The organism is Streptomyces parvulus (genome assembly GCF_014648855.1).
GTDB lineage: Bacteria > Actinomycetota > Actinomycetes > Streptomycetales > Streptomycetaceae > Streptomyces > Streptomyces parvulus.
The window spans coordinates 186,934-201,406 of record NZ_BMRX01000012.1; the positions used below are offsets into that span (position 1 = coordinate 186,934).

13 protein-coding genes and 1 riboswitch are annotated in these 14,473 nt (G+C 71.3%); of the genes, 7 read left to right on the top strand and 6 right to left on the bottom strand.

From position 1 onward, the window contains the following. The first annotated feature begins 35 nt into the window (after positions 1-35). The 6 genes from frr (at position 36) to IE108_RS24595 (ending at position 6,970) form a co-directional block, all read left to right on the top strand. Complete coding sequence (gene frr, locus IE108_RS24570; protein WP_064731985.1) at positions 36-593, top strand: ribosome recycling factor; 558 nt, start codon at positions 36-38, stop codon at positions 591-593. Further along, positions 593-1,720 carry a phosphatidate cytidylyltransferase gene (locus IE108_RS24575; protein ID WP_064730054.1) on the top strand — a complete coding sequence of 376 codons (1,128 nt, stop codon included), beginning with the start codon at positions 593-595 and terminating at the stop codon, positions 1,718-1,720. Before frr ends, IE108_RS24575 begins: the two co-directional genes overlap by 1 nt. 124 nt (positions 1,721-1,844) lie before the next feature. Continuing rightward, complete coding sequence (gene rlmN, locus IE108_RS24580; protein WP_064730055.1) at positions 1,845-2,951, top strand: dual-specificity RNA methyltransferase RlmN; 1,107 nt, start codon at positions 1,845-1,847, stop codon at positions 2,949-2,951. A gap of 41 nt (positions 2,952-2,992) precedes the next feature. Next, positions 2,993-3,098, top strand: a riboswitch (TPP riboswitch). A 77-nt stretch (positions 3,099-3,175) separates the two neighbouring features. Further along, positions 3,176-4,261, top strand: coding sequence for a thiamine ABC transporter substrate-binding protein (locus IE108_RS24585; protein WP_064730056.1), 1,086 nt, complete (start codon positions 3,176-3,178; stop codon positions 4,259-4,261). Next, positions 4,237-5,919, top strand: coding sequence for an ABC transporter permease (locus IE108_RS24590; RefSeq protein ID WP_079163681.1), 1,683 nt, complete (start codon positions 4,237-4,239; stop codon positions 5,917-5,919). Before IE108_RS24585 ends, IE108_RS24590 begins: the two co-directional genes overlap by 25 nt. A gap of 31 nt (positions 5,920-5,950) precedes the next feature. Then, entirely contained in the window at positions 5,951-6,970 is a 1,020-nt protein-coding gene (locus tag IE108_RS24595; RefSeq protein WP_064730057.1) for an ABC transporter ATP-binding protein, read from the top strand. 130 nt (positions 6,971-7,100) lie between these two features. Here the strand turns inward: IE108_RS24595 and IE108_RS24600 are convergent, their stop codons facing one another. The 6 genes from IE108_RS24600 to IE108_RS24625 form a co-directional block, all read right to left on the bottom strand. Further along, the gene (locus IE108_RS24600) at positions 7,101-7,811 is read right to left on the bottom strand and encodes an LAETG motif-containing sortase-dependent surface protein (RefSeq protein ID WP_064730058.1); all 711 of its coding nucleotides are present in this window, start codon (positions 7,809-7,811) and stop codon (positions 7,101-7,103) included. A gap of 212 nt (positions 7,812-8,023) precedes the next feature. Further along, complete coding sequence (locus tag IE108_RS24605; RefSeq protein WP_064730059.1) at positions 8,024-8,431, bottom strand: VOC family protein; 408 nt, start codon at positions 8,429-8,431, stop codon at positions 8,024-8,026. A 127-nt stretch (positions 8,432-8,558) separates the two neighbouring features. Further along, positions 8,559-9,932, bottom strand: coding sequence for a hypothetical protein (locus tag IE108_RS24610; protein ID WP_064730060.1), 1,374 nt, complete (start codon positions 9,930-9,932; stop codon positions 8,559-8,561). Continuing rightward, a complete protein-coding gene (locus IE108_RS24615) occupies positions 9,914-10,690 on the bottom strand; it encodes an ABC transporter ATP-binding protein (RefSeq protein ID WP_064730061.1) in 777 nt (258 codons plus the stop codon). The genes IE108_RS24610 and IE108_RS24615 overlap by 19 nt, the downstream gene beginning before the upstream one ends. Before the next feature lie 214 nt (positions 10,691-10,904). Beyond that, complete coding sequence (locus IE108_RS24620; protein WP_064730062.1) at positions 10,905-12,278, bottom strand: aspartate aminotransferase family protein; 1,374 nt, start codon at positions 12,276-12,278, stop codon at positions 10,905-10,907. Between the two features lie 2 nt (positions 12,279-12,280). Next, a complete protein-coding gene (locus tag IE108_RS24625) occupies positions 12,281-12,796 on the bottom strand; it encodes an Lrp/AsnC family transcriptional regulator (RefSeq protein ID WP_064730063.1) in 516 nt (171 codons plus the stop codon). 165 nt (positions 12,797-12,961) lie between these two features. Between IE108_RS24625 and IE108_RS24630 the strand changes: the two genes are divergently transcribed. Next, positions 12,962-14,401, top strand: a complete 1,440-nt coding sequence (locus tag IE108_RS24630; protein WP_064730064.1) for a gamma-aminobutyraldehyde dehydrogenase — start codon at positions 12,962-12,964, stop codon at positions 14,399-14,401. The last annotated feature ends 72 nt before the right edge of the window (positions 14,402-14,473 follow it).

A 14,473-nucleotide genomic window follows, 5' to 3' on the forward strand; every position in this document is an offset into this window, starting at 1 on the left:
CAGCCGGGCCTACTCAAGACACGCAGGAGCAAGTGGTGATCGAAGAGACCCTCCTCGAGGCCGAGGAGAAGATGGAGAAGGCCGTCGTGGTCGCCAAGGAGGACTTCGCCGCGATCCGCACCGGCCGTGCGCACCCGGCGATGTTCAACAAGATCGTGGCCGACTACTACGGCGCGCTGACGCCGATCAACCAGCTGGCCTCGTTCTCCGTGCCCGAGCCGCGCATGGCCGTGGTGACGCCCTTCGACAAGAGCGCCCTGCGCAACATCGAACAGGCGATCCGCGACTCCGACCTGGGCGTCAACCCGAGCAACGACGGCAACATCATCCGAGTGGTGTTCCCCGAGCTGACCGAGGAGCGCCGCCGCGACTACATCAAGGTCGCCAAGGCCAAGGGCGAGGACGCCAAGGTGTCCATCCGCTCCGTGCGCCGCAAGGCCAAGGACGCCATCGACAAGCTGATCAAGGACGGCGAGGTCGGCGAGGACGAGGGCCGCCGTGCGGAGAAGGAGCTCGACGACACCACGACGAAGTACGTCGCCCAGGTGGACGAGCTCCTCAAGCACAAGGAAGCGGAGCTGCTCGAGGTCTGATGAACGACTCTTCCTGGGGAGCGCCGCCACAAGCCGGGTACTGGGGGCCGTCCGACGGGGGACCCGTCCAGGGCGCCGCCCCGGCGGGTCCCGCATACGATGCGCAGTACGCGCAGCAGACTCGCCCCATGCCCATCGTGCCCGACGTACCCGAACACGGCGGTGACCAGGACGACGACCGGGGGGCCGCTCGGGTGAGCGGTCCCCTGTTCCAGACCCCGCCGGCGCAGCCGTATGCGGCGGTGCCGCAGAATCCGGAGCCCATGCCCGACGTCTCGCAGCCGGCGCAGTCCCAGCCGCCGCCTCCGAAGAAGACCGCGGGGCGCGACCTGGGTGCGGCGATAGGGGTCGGCGTCGGGCTCGGCGCGGTCATCATCGTGTCGCTGTTCGTCGTCAAGGCCGTCTTCGTCGGCGTCGTCGCGGTCGCCGTCGTCGTGGGCCTGTGGGAACTGACCAAGCGGCTGGACGAGCGCAAGGGCATCAAGGCACCGCTCGTACCGCTGGCGATCGGCGGCGCGGCGATGGTGGTCGCCGGATACGCGCGGGGCGCCGAGGGCGCGTGGGTCACCATGGCGCTCACGGCGCTGGCGGTGCTCGTGTGGCGCATGACCGAGCCTCCCGAGGGTTACCTCAAGGACGTCACGGCGGGGCTCTTCGCGGCGTTCTACGTGCCGTTCCTGGCCACGTTCGTCACGATGATGCTGATGGCGGACGACGGCGCGAAGCGCGTGCTGACCTTCCTGCTGCTCACGGTCGTCAGCGACACCGGTGCCTACGCCGTCGGCTGGCGCTTCGGCCGGACCAAGCTCGCCCCGCGCATCAGCCCCGGCAAGACCCGCGAGGGCCTGCTGGGAGCGGTGGGGTTCACGATGGCGGCCGGCGCGCTGTGCATGCAGTTCCTGATCGACGACGGCGCCTGGTGGCAGGGCCTGCTGATCGGCCTCGCGGTCGCCGTCAGCGCGACGCTGGGCGACCTCGGCGAGTCCATGATCAAGCGGGATCTCGGCATCAAGGACATGGGCACCCTCCTGCCCGGCCACGGCGGCATCATGGACCGCCTGGACTCCCTCCTGCCGACGGCACCGGTGGTGTGGCTGCTGCTGGTGATCTTCGTGGGGTCCGGCTGATCCGGTCGGCTCGAGCCCGGGGAGCGCCTTCACCACTGCGCTCACCTGCACGTTCTTCGAGGAGAGACCTGTTGTCCACAGGGCGGCGGGTCTCTCCTCGTATGTCTGCGACACTGGTACAGCCATGCCTAAGCCCGGAGAACTCACATTCGTCGCCCCCCGCGGAGCCAAGAAGCCGCCGCGGCACCTTGCCGATCTCACGCCCGCCGAGCGTAAGGAGGCCGTCGTCGCCGTCGGCGAGAAGGCCTTTCGTGCGAAGCAGCTGTCGCAGCACTACTTCGCCCGGTACGCGCACGACCCCGAGCAGTGGACCGACATCCCCGCCGGTTCCCGCGAGGGGCTCCGGGAGGCGCTGCTGCCCGAGCTGATGACCGTCGTCCGGCATCTGTCCACCGACCAGGGGACCACCCGCAAGACGCTGTGGAAGCTGTTCGACGGGACGCTCGTCGAGTCGGTGCTCATGCGGTACCCGGACCGGGTCACCATGTGCATCAGCTCGCAGGCCGGCTGCGGCATGAACTGCCCGTTCTGCGCCACCGGACAGGCCGGTCTCGACCGGAACCTGTCGACCGCGGAGATCGTCCACCAGATCGTGGACGGCATGCGGGCGCTCCGGGACGGCGAGGTGCCGGGCGGTCCGGCCCGGCTCAGCAACATCGTGTTCATGGGCATGGGCGAGCCCCTGGCCAACTACAACCGGGTCGTCGGCTCCATCCGCCGGCTCACCGACCCCGAGCCGGACGGGCTGGGGCTCTCCCAGCGCGGCATCACCGTCTCCACGGTCGGTCTCGTCCCGGCGATCAACCGCTTCTCCGACGAGGGCTTCAAGTGCCGCCTCGCCATCTCGCTGCACGCGCCGGACGACGAGCTGCGCGACACCCTCGTGCCCGTCAACACCCGGTGGAAGGTCCGCGAGGTGCTGGACGCCGGGTTCGCGTACGCGGAGAAGTCCGGGCGCCGGCTGTCGATCGAGTACGCGCTGATCCGCGACATCAACGACCAGGCCTGGCGCGGTGACCGGCTCGGGCGGCTGCTCAAGGGCCGGCCGGTGCACGTCAACCTCATCCCGCTCAACCCCACCCCCGGCTCGAAGTGGACCGCGTCGCGGCCCGAGGACGAGAAGGCGTTCGTGGAGGCGATCGCGGCGCACGGTGTGCCCGTGACGATCCGGGACACCCGTGGCCAGGAGATCGACGGGGCGTGTGGTCAGCTCGCCGCGAGCGAGCGGTAACCTGACCGGCGTCAGTACATCGCCACAGTAAACACATCTTCATATTCCGACAGGGGAGCGCCACAGCGCTGAGAGTGCGGCACCGGCCGCAGACCCTCCGAACCTGGCCCAGGTCATTCTGGGTAGGGAGATCGGTCATCACTCGAGCTGTTGCGCCCTGCCCGAGGCCCCGCGAGGGGTCGCGGGCGGGGCCGCGTCTTCTCCTGGTCACCCAGGAGGAATCAGTGGGCATCACCAAGAAGGTCACCGTCCTGGCCCTAGGCCTCGGCATGGCCGGCGGCCTGGCCGCGTGCGGGTCGTCGTCCGACGAAGGGACGGGTTCCGGCGACTCCAAGACCGTGACGCTGGTCAGCCACGACTCGTGGGCCGCCTCGAAGGACGTCATCGCCGCCTTCGAGAAGGAGTCCGGCTACAAGGTCAAGGTCTTGGAGGACGGCGACGCCGGCCAGGCGGTCAACAAGGCCATCCTCACCAAGGACAACCCGCAGGGCGACGTCTTCTTCGGCGTCGACAACACCCTGCTCTCCCGCGCCCTCGACAACGGGCTGTTCCAGCCGTACGAGGCGAAGGGCTCCGACCTGGTCCTGCCCGAGTACCGGGCCGACGGGGACAAGCACCGGGTCACGCCCGTCGACACCGGCGACGTATGCGTCAACTACGACAAGGCGTACTTCAGCAAGCGCGGTCTGACCCCGCCCAAGTCCCTCGACGACCTGGTCAAGCCGGAGTACAAGGACCTGCTCGTCACCGAGAACGCGGGCAGCTCCTCGCCCGGCCTCGGCTTCCTGCTCGGCACCGCCGCCCAGTACGGCGACGGGGGCTGGGAGGGCTACTGGAAGAAGCTCAAGGCGAACGGCGTCAAGGTCGTCGACAGCTGGGAGCAGGCCTACAACGAGGAGTTCTCCGGCTCGTCCGGCGGCAAGAAGGCCAAGGGCGACCGCCCGCTCGTCGTCTCCTACGCCTCCTCCCCGCCCGCCGAGGTGATCTACGCCGACCCCCAGCCGTCCACCGCGCCCACGGGCGTCGCCGACGGCACCTGCTTCCGGCAGGTCGAGTACGCGGGACTGCTCGACAACGCCCGGAACGCGAAGGGCGGCAAGGCGCTGCTGGACTTCCTGATCGGCGAGCGGTTCCAGAACGACATGCCGCTGAACATGTTCGTGTACCCGGTGCGGGAGGGCGCGCGGATCCCCGAGGCGTTCGTGAAGTACGGACCGCAGGCGAAGGACCCGGGGACCATGGACCCGGCGAAGATCGCCGACAATCGCGACCAGTGGGTCAAGTCGTGGACCTCGCTCGTACTGAAGTAGGCAAGGCGGGCCGCAGGGCCCGGAACCTCCGCGGGAGCGTGGCGCGGCTCGCCCTGATGGCCGGGCCGGTCGCGTTCTTCGCGGTGTTCTTCGCCTACCCCGTCGCCGCCATCGTCGCGCGCGGCCTGGAGGTCGACGGGGTCTGGCGGTTCGGCCGGATCGGGGACGTGCTCGCCCAGTCCGACGTGCGGCACGTGCTGTGGTTCACGACCTGGCAGGCGCTGGCGTCGACCGCGCTGACCCTGCTGGTCGCCCTGCCCGGCGCCTACGTCTTCGCCCGCTTCGACTTCCCGGGCAAGCAGGTGCTGCGGGCGGTCGTGACCGTGCCGTTCGTGCTGCCCACGGTCGTGGTCGGCACGGCGTTCCTGGCCCTGGTCGGGCGCGGCGGGCTGCTCGACGAGCTGTGGGGCGTACGCCTGGACACCACCGTGTGGGCGATCCTGCTGGCGCACGTCTTCTTCAACTACGCCGTCGTGGTGCGCACCGTCGGCGGCCTGTGGGCGCAGCTCGATCCCCGGCAGGAGGAGGCCGCGCGGATGCTCGGCGCCTCCCGGGCGCGGGCCTGGCGGCAGGTGACGCTGCCCGCCCTCGCGCCCGCGGTGGCGGCCGCCGCGCTGATGGTGTTCCTGTTCACCTTCACCTCCTTCGGTGTCGTGCAGATCCTCGGCGGTCCGGCCTTCTCCACCCTGGAGGTGGAGATCTACCGCCAGACCTCGCAGGTCTTCGACCTGTCCACGGCGGCCGTGCTGACCCTGATCCAGTTCGCCGCCGTCGTCGCGGTCCTCGCCGTGCACGCCTGGACGGTGCGGCGCCGCGAGAGCGCGCTGCGGCTGGTGGACGCCGCCACCACCGCGCGCCGCCCCCGGGGCGCCGGCCAGTGGGCGCTGCTCGCGGGGGTGCTCGCGACCGTCGCGCTGCTCGTGGTGCTGCCGCTCGCCGTGCTGGTCCAGCGGTCCCTCGGCGCGCCCGGCTTCGGCTACTACCGGGCGCTGACCGAGGCGGACGGCGGCGCCTTCCTGGTCCCGCCGATCGAGGCGATCGGCAACTCCCTCCAGTACGCCCTCGCCGCCACCGCGATCGCCGTGGTGATAGGCGCTCTGGCGGCGGCCGCGCTCACCCGGCGCGACGCGGGCCGCTTCGTGCGCGGGTTCGACGCGCTGCTGATGCTGCCGCTCGGGGTGTCCGCCGTGACGGTCGGCTTCGGCTTCCTGATCGCGCTGGACGAGCCGCCGCTGGACCTGCGCGCCTCCTGGATCCTGGTGCCGCTCGCCCAGGCGCTGGTCGGCGTCCCCTTCGTCGTACGGACCATGCTGCCCGTGCTGCGTGCGGTGGACGGGCGGCTGCGGGAGGCGGCGGCGGTGCTCGGGGCGTCGCCCTGGCGGGTGTGGCGCGAGGTGGACCTGCCGATGGTGCGGCGGGCGCTGCTGGTCGCGGCCGGGTTCGCCTTCGCCGTGTCCCTGGGGGAGTTCGGCGCGACCGTCTTCATCGCGCGGCCCGACAACCCGACCCTGCCGGTCGCCGTGGCGCGGCTGCTGGGCAGGCCGGGCGACATGAACTACGGCCAGGCCATGGCCCTTTCGACGATTCTGATGCTGGTGTGCGCCGTGGCACTCGTGGTGCTGGAGCGGCTGCGCACCGACCGGAGCGGGGAGTTCTAGAGATGCGCCGAGACGTGCGGGTGATCCAGGGATGCTGCTGAGCCTTGAGGGCGCGACCGTACGCTTCGGCGGCCGGGCCGTGCTGGACGCCGTCGGCCTGGAGGTCGCCGAGCACGAGGTCGTGTCCGTGCTCGGGCCCAGCGGCAGCGGCAAGTCGACACTGCTGCGGGCCGTCGCCGGGCTCCAGCCGCTGGACGCCGGCCGGGTGCGGCTCGACGGGCGGGACCAATCCGGCGTGCCGGCGCACCGGCGCGAGGTGGGGCTGATGTTCCAGGACCATCAGCTGTTCCCGCAGCGGGACGTGGCCGGAAACATCGCCTTCGGCCCCCGGATGCGCGGCGCGTCCCGCGCCGAACAGCGCGACCGGGTGCAGGAGTTGCTGGAGCTGGTCGGACTGCCGGGCGCCGGACGGCGGTCGGTCGCCGCGCTCTCCGGCGGCGAGCAGCAGCGGGTGGCTCTCGCGCGGGCGCTCGCGCCCCGGCCCCGGCTGATGATGCTGGACGAGCCGCTCGGCCAGCTCGATCGCTCCCTGCGCGAACGCCTCGTCGTCGAACTGCGGGAGCTGTTCGGCCGGTTGGGCACCACGGTGCTCGCCGTGACGCACGACCAGGGCGAGGCGTTCGCGCTGGCCGACCGGGTCGTGGTGATGCGGGACGGGCGGATCGCCCAGTCGGGGACGCCGCTCGAGGTGTGGCAGCGGCCGGCCGACGCCTTCGTGGCCCGTTTCCTCGGTTTCGACAACGTGGTGGAGGCGACCGTCTCCGGGCAGTTCGCGGCCACGCCGTGGGGCAAGGTCCCGGTTCCCGAGGACGCCCTCCAGGGGGCGCGGACGGTGCTGGTGCGGCCGTCCGGGGTCCGGATCGTCGCCGCCGACGCCGGGCTGCGGTGCGCGGTCGCGGCCCGCACGTTCCGGGGCACGCACGTCGCCGTGCGCCTGCAGCCGGAGGACGCGCCTTCGCTGGAGGCGGCCTGCGCGCTGCGGGCGGCGCCGGAGGCGGGCGAGACGGTCGGGGTGGAGTTCGACGCGGCGGAGGTCGTCGTACTGGGCTGAGCGCCGTCGGCGGCGCCGTGAGCCGCCGGGCAGGACGCGTCTCCGGCGGCTCACGGCGCCGCCGCACACGACGGTGGCCCGCCCCCTCACCGGGGACGGGCCACCGCCGCTGTGCGGCTGTGTGCGGGCGTCAGCGGGTGCTGTTCGCTCCGCGACGGCGCAGGCCGAAGAAGACGGCACCGCCACCGACGACGACCAGGGCCGCCGCGATGCCGGCGATCATGCCGGTGTTGGAGTTCGCACCGGTCTCGGCGAGGTTGGAGTCACCGGCCGCCGGGGACGGGGCGTTGCTGGGCGCGGCCGCCGGAGCGGTGCTCTCCTCCTCCGTCGGCGCGGGCGCCGAGGTGGACGGCTCGGGGGCCGGGCTCTCCGTCTCGTCGGACGGGGTGGAGGAGCTCTCCGACGGGCTCGGGCTCGGAGTGTCCTCGGTCTTGCAGGGGGTCGACGGGGTCGTGAGGTTGGGCTTGATGTCCTCGTCGACGTAGGGGTCGGCCTTGACGTGGATGCGGTACTCGGCGTTCGGCTTCCAGTCCGCGGCGAAGGTGATGGTGTTGCCCTCGCGCGAGCCCTTGACCGTCTGCTCACCGATCTTCTCGGCGTCGGCACCGTTGTTCTGCAGGTAGACGGTGACGACGGCGGGAACGCCGGCGGGGTCCACGTCGGTGACGGTGATGACGCCCTTGTCGCCTTCGCACTTGGCGGCGGCGGAGAACTCGCCGATGTTGCAGGCGAGGGCGTTGCCGGCGGCGCCGACGGCCAGCGCCGCCGAGGCGGCGACGACGCCGAGGGCGCGAACGCTACGGCGTGATGCCGTACGGCTGATTATGGACAGGACTGCCACGTTTGTCCTTTACGGGGAGCGCAGATGCGGGGGGTGGGCAGGGTGCCGACGCCCGATGACGCGGCATCAGCACACCCATGAGCCTCACTGGTTTATAAGCGGTGCATAAGCAGTGTCAACGCATATGCCAGCTACGGACGTTGACTTTGCCGTCTTATTAACCGACGACACGTTTCAGCGTGCCGTCAGGCGCCTCGACCCCCTGCGCGCGCTCAGCCCTGGACCGCCGCCGGGTCCATCCAGACGACCTCGAAGGTGTGGCCGTCGACGTCGTCGAAGGCGCGGCCGTACATGAAGCCGTGGTCCTGGGTCTCGCCGCTGACCGAACCGCCGGCCGCGACCGCCTTCTCCACCAGCTCGTCGACCTTCTCGCGGCTCTCGGCGCTCAGCGCCAGGAGCACCTCGCTGGACTTCGCGGAGTCCACGATGTCCTTCTTGGTGAACTGGCGGTACTTCTCCGGGGTGTGGACCATCACGACGATCGTCTCGCTCAGCGGGATCGAGGCGGTGGTGTCGTCGCTGAACTGGGCGTTGATCTCGTAGCCCAGACCCGTGAAGAACTTCTTGGAGGCGGCCAGGTCGTTGGTGGCCAGGTTCACGAAGATCATCTGCTGGTACATGGGGGCCTCTCCCGTAAGTGCGCTGCCGTTGTGGTGCCGTTCGAAGGGTTAGACGTACGGCGGGCGCCGAACTCATCGCCGTCGCGCGGATCTCTTCGAGAATCTTTTCGGGGCCGACACGCGGGCGTCAGCGGGACAGGGGGAGCGCCGCCAGTTCCGCGACCGCCAGCGTCAGCGGGCCGAACAGGGCGAGCAGGGCGAGGGCGCGCACCGCGGCGGCGCCGCGCAGGGTCGCCGGCGGCGCGCCCAGCCGCAGCAGGGCGTCCGTGGTGTCGGCGCGGGCGTGCTTGGCCTCCACCGCGGCGGTCAGGAGGGTCGCCGCCGTGCAGCCGGCCACGAGGACGGCGCCCAGGGTGCTCAGCGGCCCGAAGTCCGGGCCGTCGGCGGCGTACAGCGTGCCGGCCACGTAGCCCGCGGCGGCCACGGCGCAGAGGACGCCGAGGGGACGGCCGATGCGGTGCGCCTCGTCCATGAGGACGCGCCCGGCCAGCAGCCTGAGGGCGCCGGGGCGGGCGGCCTGGAGGAGGCGCCCGCACAGGTGCGTGAGGCCGGGTCCGGCGAGGGCGAGGCCCAGCGCGGTGAGCGCCCAGCCGATCAGGACGCCGGCGGAGGGCGTGGTGTCCGGGGCGGTGGCCGGCTGCCCGGTGTACGTCTCGACGGTGAGACCGGCGGCGAGCACGGCGATGCCCCAGGGCAGGACGGTGGTGTTCGCCGGGCGGGGCGCCGGGAGCGCGGGGGCGGCGTCCTGGGCGGGCGGGCTGCCGTCCGGGGCCGTCGCGTCGTCGCCCTCACCGGCGCGGGTCAGGAGGGCGGCCCCGCCGTGGGGAAGGTCGGAGGGCCCGGCGGACCCCGCCTCCGCGGAGGACGGCGTGGACGACGTCCAGCGGGCGCCGAAGCGGCCGTAGGTGCCGAAGGTCTCCCGGGCCTTGCCCCAGCCGTACGCGCCGAAGCGGCCGTAGCCGCGGACGTCGTTGGTCCGGGCGCGGCGCGGCTCGCGGGGGCGCAGGTTCCAGGCGACCGCGGCCGACGCCGCGGCCGGCACCAGGGCCAGCAGGGTCAGGGTGGCCGGGGCGGGGAGGGACTGGCCGACGGCCAGCGCGCCCGCCGCGAGGCCGTCGACGGGCGGACCCGCGAGGTCGCCGCGCAGGTGGAGGTAGAGGCCCAGGGCCGCCACCGAGCCGAGGGCGCCGGCGAGGGCGGTCGTCGTGGCCGAGACGGCCATCAGCCGGCCAGGTCCGAGGCCGATCGCCGACAGCCCCGAGCGGGGCCGGGTGCCGGGATCGGTGCGGGCCACGGCGACCGCGAGGTACACGGTCGCGGCCAGTGGCGCCGCGCACCAGGCGAGCCGGAGCGCGGAGGCGCCCGGGGTGTCCGGGTGACTCATCGCGTGGCCGAGGGCGCACAGCAGCAGGAAGCCCGTGCCCGCCGAGGCCACCGCGACCAGCAGGCGGCGCAGGTGGACGGCGAGGTGGGCGGCGCGGGTCAGGCGGAGAGCGAGCACGCTGCCCGGCCTTCCGTTCCGGAGGCCCCGGTGGCGCCCGTGGCGACCGTGGTCTCGGCGAGCGGGGGCAGATGGACGGTCCGTACGCGCCGGCCGTCCAGCAGCGCCACCGAGCGGTCCGCCAGCCCGGCGGTCTGCGCCTCGTGCGTCGCGAGGACGACGGTGATGCCGTGCGAGCGGGCCGCCGTGGTGAGCGTGCGCAGCACCTGGGCGCGGTCGGCGCGGTGCAGGGGCGCGGTCGGCTCGTCGGCGAACAGGACCGCGGGGGCGACGGCGAGGGCGCGGGCGATGCAGACGCGCTGGCGCTCGGACTGCTGGAGGTCGCGTGGCCGCCGCCGTGCCTTGTCGCCGACGTCGAGGCGGTCCAGCCACTCCAGGGCGGCGGTCTTGGCGCGGCGCCGGCCGGTGCCGCGCAGCATGAGGGGGAGGGCGGCGTTCTCCCAGGCGTTCAGCTCCGGGACCAGCACGGGGGTCGGGTCGATCCAGCCGAAGCGGTCGCGGCGCAGCCGTTCGCGGCTGAGCGGTCCCATGGTGTGCACCGGCACGCTGTTGAACCACACCTCGCCGTCCTGCGGCCGGACCAGTCCGGACAGGCAGCGCAGCAGCGTGGTCTTGCCGCTCCCGCGCGGGCCGCTCACGGCGAGGATCTCGCCCTCGCGGACGCCGAGCGACACGCCTTGAAGCGCGGGGGAGCCGTCCTGGTGCTGGAAGTGCAGGGCGCGGGCCCAGAGCACGTCGTTGTCCGGCGGAGCCTCCATGGGCGTACACCTCGGTTCTGATCCGTGTTTCCCCGGTCACGTCCCCCGTCCGGGGGAACGAGGAGGGGGCCGATCGGTCACTGGGCACGGTAGGGAGTCGCCGCGGGGGAAGCCGGAAAGCACGCGGCCCCGGGCCGCCGTTCTCACTCGAACGGACGGCGCCGGGGCCTGTGATGATCTTCTGGAACTACCGGATGACCATCCGGTGGGACGATCAGAGCTTCGTCCACGCCTCCGTGAGCGTGGCGCGCAGGATCTGCTCGATCTCGTCGAAGGTCTCCTGGTTGGAGATCAGCGGCGGGGCGAGCTGGATGACCGGGTCGCCGCGGTCGTCGGCACGGCAGTACAGGCCGTTCTCGAAGAGCTTCTTGGAGAGGAAGCCGTACAGGACGCGCTCGGTCTCCTCGTCGGTGAAGGACTCCTTGGTGTTCTTGTCCTTGACCAGCTCGATGCCGTAGAAGAAGCCGTTGCCGCGGACGTCGCCGACGATCGGCAGGTCGTGCAGCTTCTCCAGGGTGGCGCGGAAGGCGCCCTCGTTGTCCAGCACGTGCTGGTTGAGGCCCTCGCGCTCGAAGAGGTCGAGGTTGGCGATGCCGACCGCGGCGGAGACCGGGTGGCCGCCGAAGGTGTAGCCGTGCAGGAAGGTGTTGTCGCCCTTGTAGAACGGCTCGGCCAGGCGGTCGGAGATGATGCAGGCGCCGATCGGGGAGTAGCCCGAGGTCATGCCCTTGGCGCAGGTGATCATGTCCGGCACGTACCCGAACTTGTCGCAGGCGAAGGTCGTGCCGAGGCGGCCGAAGGCGCAGATGACCTCGTCCGAGACGAGCAGCACGTCGTACTGGTCGCAGATCTCGCGCACCCGCTGGAAGTAGCCGGGCGGGGGCGGGAAGCAGCCGCCCGCGTTCTGCACCGGCTCCAGGAAGACGGCCGCGACCGTGTCCGGGCCCTCGAAGAGGATCTGCTGCTCGATCTGGTCGGCGGCCCAGCGGCCGAAGGCCTCGGGGTCGTCGCCGAAGATCGGGGCGCGGTAGATGTTGGTGTTCGGCACCTTGTGGGCGCCCGGGACGAGCGGCTCGAAGGGCGCCTTGAGGGCGGGCAGGCCGGTGATGGACAGGGCGCCCTGCGGGGTGCCGTGGTAGGCGACCGCGCGGGAGATGACCTTGTGCTTGGTCGGCTTGCCGGTCAGCTTGAAGTACTGCTTGGCGAGCTTCCAGGCGGTCTCGACGGCCTCGCCGCCGCCGGTGGTGAAGAAGACCTTGTTGAGGTCGCCGGGGGCCTCGTTCGCGAGGCGCTCGGCCAGCTCGACGGCCTTCGGGTGGGCGTAGGACCAGATCGGGAAGAAGGCCAGCTCCTGCGCCTGCTTCGAGGCGGTCTCCGCCAGCTCCTGGCGGCCGTGTCCGGCCTGGACCACGAACAGGCCGGCGAGACCGTCGAGGTACCGCTTGCCCTTGTCGTCGTAGATGTGGGTGCCCTCACCGCGGACGATGGTGGGGACGGGGGCGTTCTCGTACGACGACATGCGGGTGAAGTGCATCCACAGGTTGTCGTACGCGGTCCTGCTGAGGTCCTTGGGGCTGTCGGTGCTCACGATTATCGGGTTCCCCACATGTAGGTCTGCTTCTTGAGCTTCATGTAGACAAAGCTCTCGGTGGAGCGCACGCCGGGCACGGCCCGTATGCGTCGGTTGATGACCTCCAGGAGGTGGTCGTCGTCCTCGCAGACGACCTCCACCATCAGGTCGAACGAGCCCGCGGTCATCACCACGTACTCGCATTCGGACATGGCCGTCAGCGCGTCGGCGACCGACTCCACGTCGCCCTCCACGTTGACACCGACCATCGCCTGGCGGCGGAAGCCCACGGTGAGCGGGTCCGTCACGGCGACGATCTGCATCACGCCCTGGTCGAGCAGCTTCTGGACGCGCTGGCGCACCGCGGCCTCGGAGAGGCCCACGGCCTTGCCGATGGCGGCGTACGGCCGGCGGCCGTCCTCCTGGAGCTGTTCGATGATGGCGAGGGAGACGGCGTCCAACTGGGGACCGCCGTTCCTGGACTCGCGGGAGTCCCTGGGGTCTGCGCTTCGACTGGCCACGGGTTCACTGTGCACGACGTCTCGACAGTTTCGCAAGGCCGTACCGATGAAATTCGTTGTCTAGGTCGTTCCAGTCTGCGGATTTCGCAATCAGGAGGCGATCGGGGGTGTTGAAAACGTCGGTGCACGGATTAGGGTGGGTGTCTCAGTGATTGGACACCCAACCTTGGAGGGCCGGCAGTGAGCACCGAGCTGCGTCGTCTGCGCAATTACATCGACGGTGAGTTCCGGGACGCCGCCGACGGACGGACCACGGAGGTGGTCAACCCCGCCACGGGAGAGGCCTACGCGACCGCGCCCCTGTCCGGACAGGCGGACGTGGACGCGGCCATGGCGGCCGCCGCCGCGGCCTTCCCGGCCTGGCGCGACCTGGTACCGGCCGAGCGGCAGAAGGCCCTGCTGAAGATCGCGGACGCGTTCGAGGAGCGGGCCGAGGAACTGATCGCGGCCGAGGTGGAGAACACGGGCAAGCCCATCGGGCTGACCCGCTCCGAGGAGATCCCGCCGATGGTCGACCAGATCCGCTTCTTCGCGGGTGCCGCGCGCATGCTGGAGGGCCGCAGCGCGGGCGAGTACATGGAGGGCCTGACCTCCATGGTCCGCCGCGAGCCGATCGGCGTCTGCGCGCAGGTCGCCCCCTGGAACTACCCGATGATGATGGCCGTGTGGAAGTTCGCCCCGGCGCTCGCCGCGGGCAACACGGTCGTCCTCAAGCCGTCGGACACCACCCCGGCGTCCACGGCCCTGATGGCCGACATCATCGGCTCGATCGTGCCCAAGGGCGTCTTCAACGTCGTCTGCGGCGACCGCGACACCGGCCGCCTGATGGTCGAGCACGAGACCCCGGCGATGGCCTCCATCACCGGCTCCGTGCGGGCCGGCATGTCGGTCGCCGAGTCCGCGTCGAAGGACCTCAAGCGGGTCCACCTGGAGCTGGGCGGCAAGGCCCCGGTCGTCGTCTTCGAGGACACCGACATCCCCAAGGCCGTCGAGGACATCTCGACCGCGGGCTACTTCAACGCCGGCCAGGACTGCACGGCGGCCACCCGCGTCCTCGTCCACGAGTCGATCCACGACGAGTTCGTGAGCGCCCTCGCCAAGGCCGCGTCCGAGACGAAGACCGGCCAGCCGGACGACGAGGACGTGCTGTACGGGCCGCTCAACAACCCGAACCAGCTCAAGCAGGTCACCGGGTTCATCGAGCGTCTGCCCGCGCACGCCAAGGTCGAGGCGGGCGGCCACCGGGTCGGCGACAAGGGCTACTTCTACGCCCCGACCGTCGTCTCCGGCCTCAAGCAGGACGACGAGATCATCCAGAAGGAGGTCTTCGGCCCCGTCATCACCGTCCAGTCCTTCCGCGACGAGGACCAGGCGGTCGAGTGGGCCAACGGCGTCGAGTACGCGCTGGCCTCCTCCGTGTGGACCAAGGACCACGGGCGCGCGATGCGGATGTCCAAGAAGCTGGACTTCGGCTGCGTGTGGATCAACACCCACATCCCGCTGGTCGCGGAGATGCCGCACGGCGGCTTCAAGAAGTCCGGCTACGGCAAGGACCTGTCGTCGTACGGCTTCGACGACTACACGCGCATCAAGCACGTCATGACGTCGCTGGACGCCTGACACACCGGCGCACGCCGCGGCCCCGGGCGGGAACTCCCGTCCGGGGCCGCGGTGCGTGCATCGTGAACGCGT

What these genes read in the sequence shown, in the direction of transcription:
- IE108_RS24615 (WP_064730061.1), bottom strand. Translation starts at nt 10,690, where the DNA reads ATGGAGGCTCCGCCGGACAACGACGTGCTCTGGGCCCGCGCCCTGCAC.
- rlmN (WP_064730055.1), top strand. Translation starts at nt 1,845, where the DNA reads ATGCCTAAGCCCGGAGAACTCACATTCGTCGCCCCCCGCGGAGCCAAG.
- IE108_RS24595 (WP_064730057.1), top strand. Translation starts at nt 5,951, where the DNA reads ATGCTGCTGAGCCTTGAGGGCGCGACCGTACGCTTCGGCGGCCGGGCC.
- IE108_RS24605 (WP_064730059.1), bottom strand. Translation starts at nt 8,431, where the DNA reads ATGTACCAGCAGATGATCTTCGTGAACCTGGCCACCAACGACCTGGCC.
- IE108_RS24575 (WP_064730054.1), top strand. Translation starts at nt 593, where the DNA reads ATGAACGACTCTTCCTGGGGAGCGCCGCCACAAGCCGGGTACTGGGGG.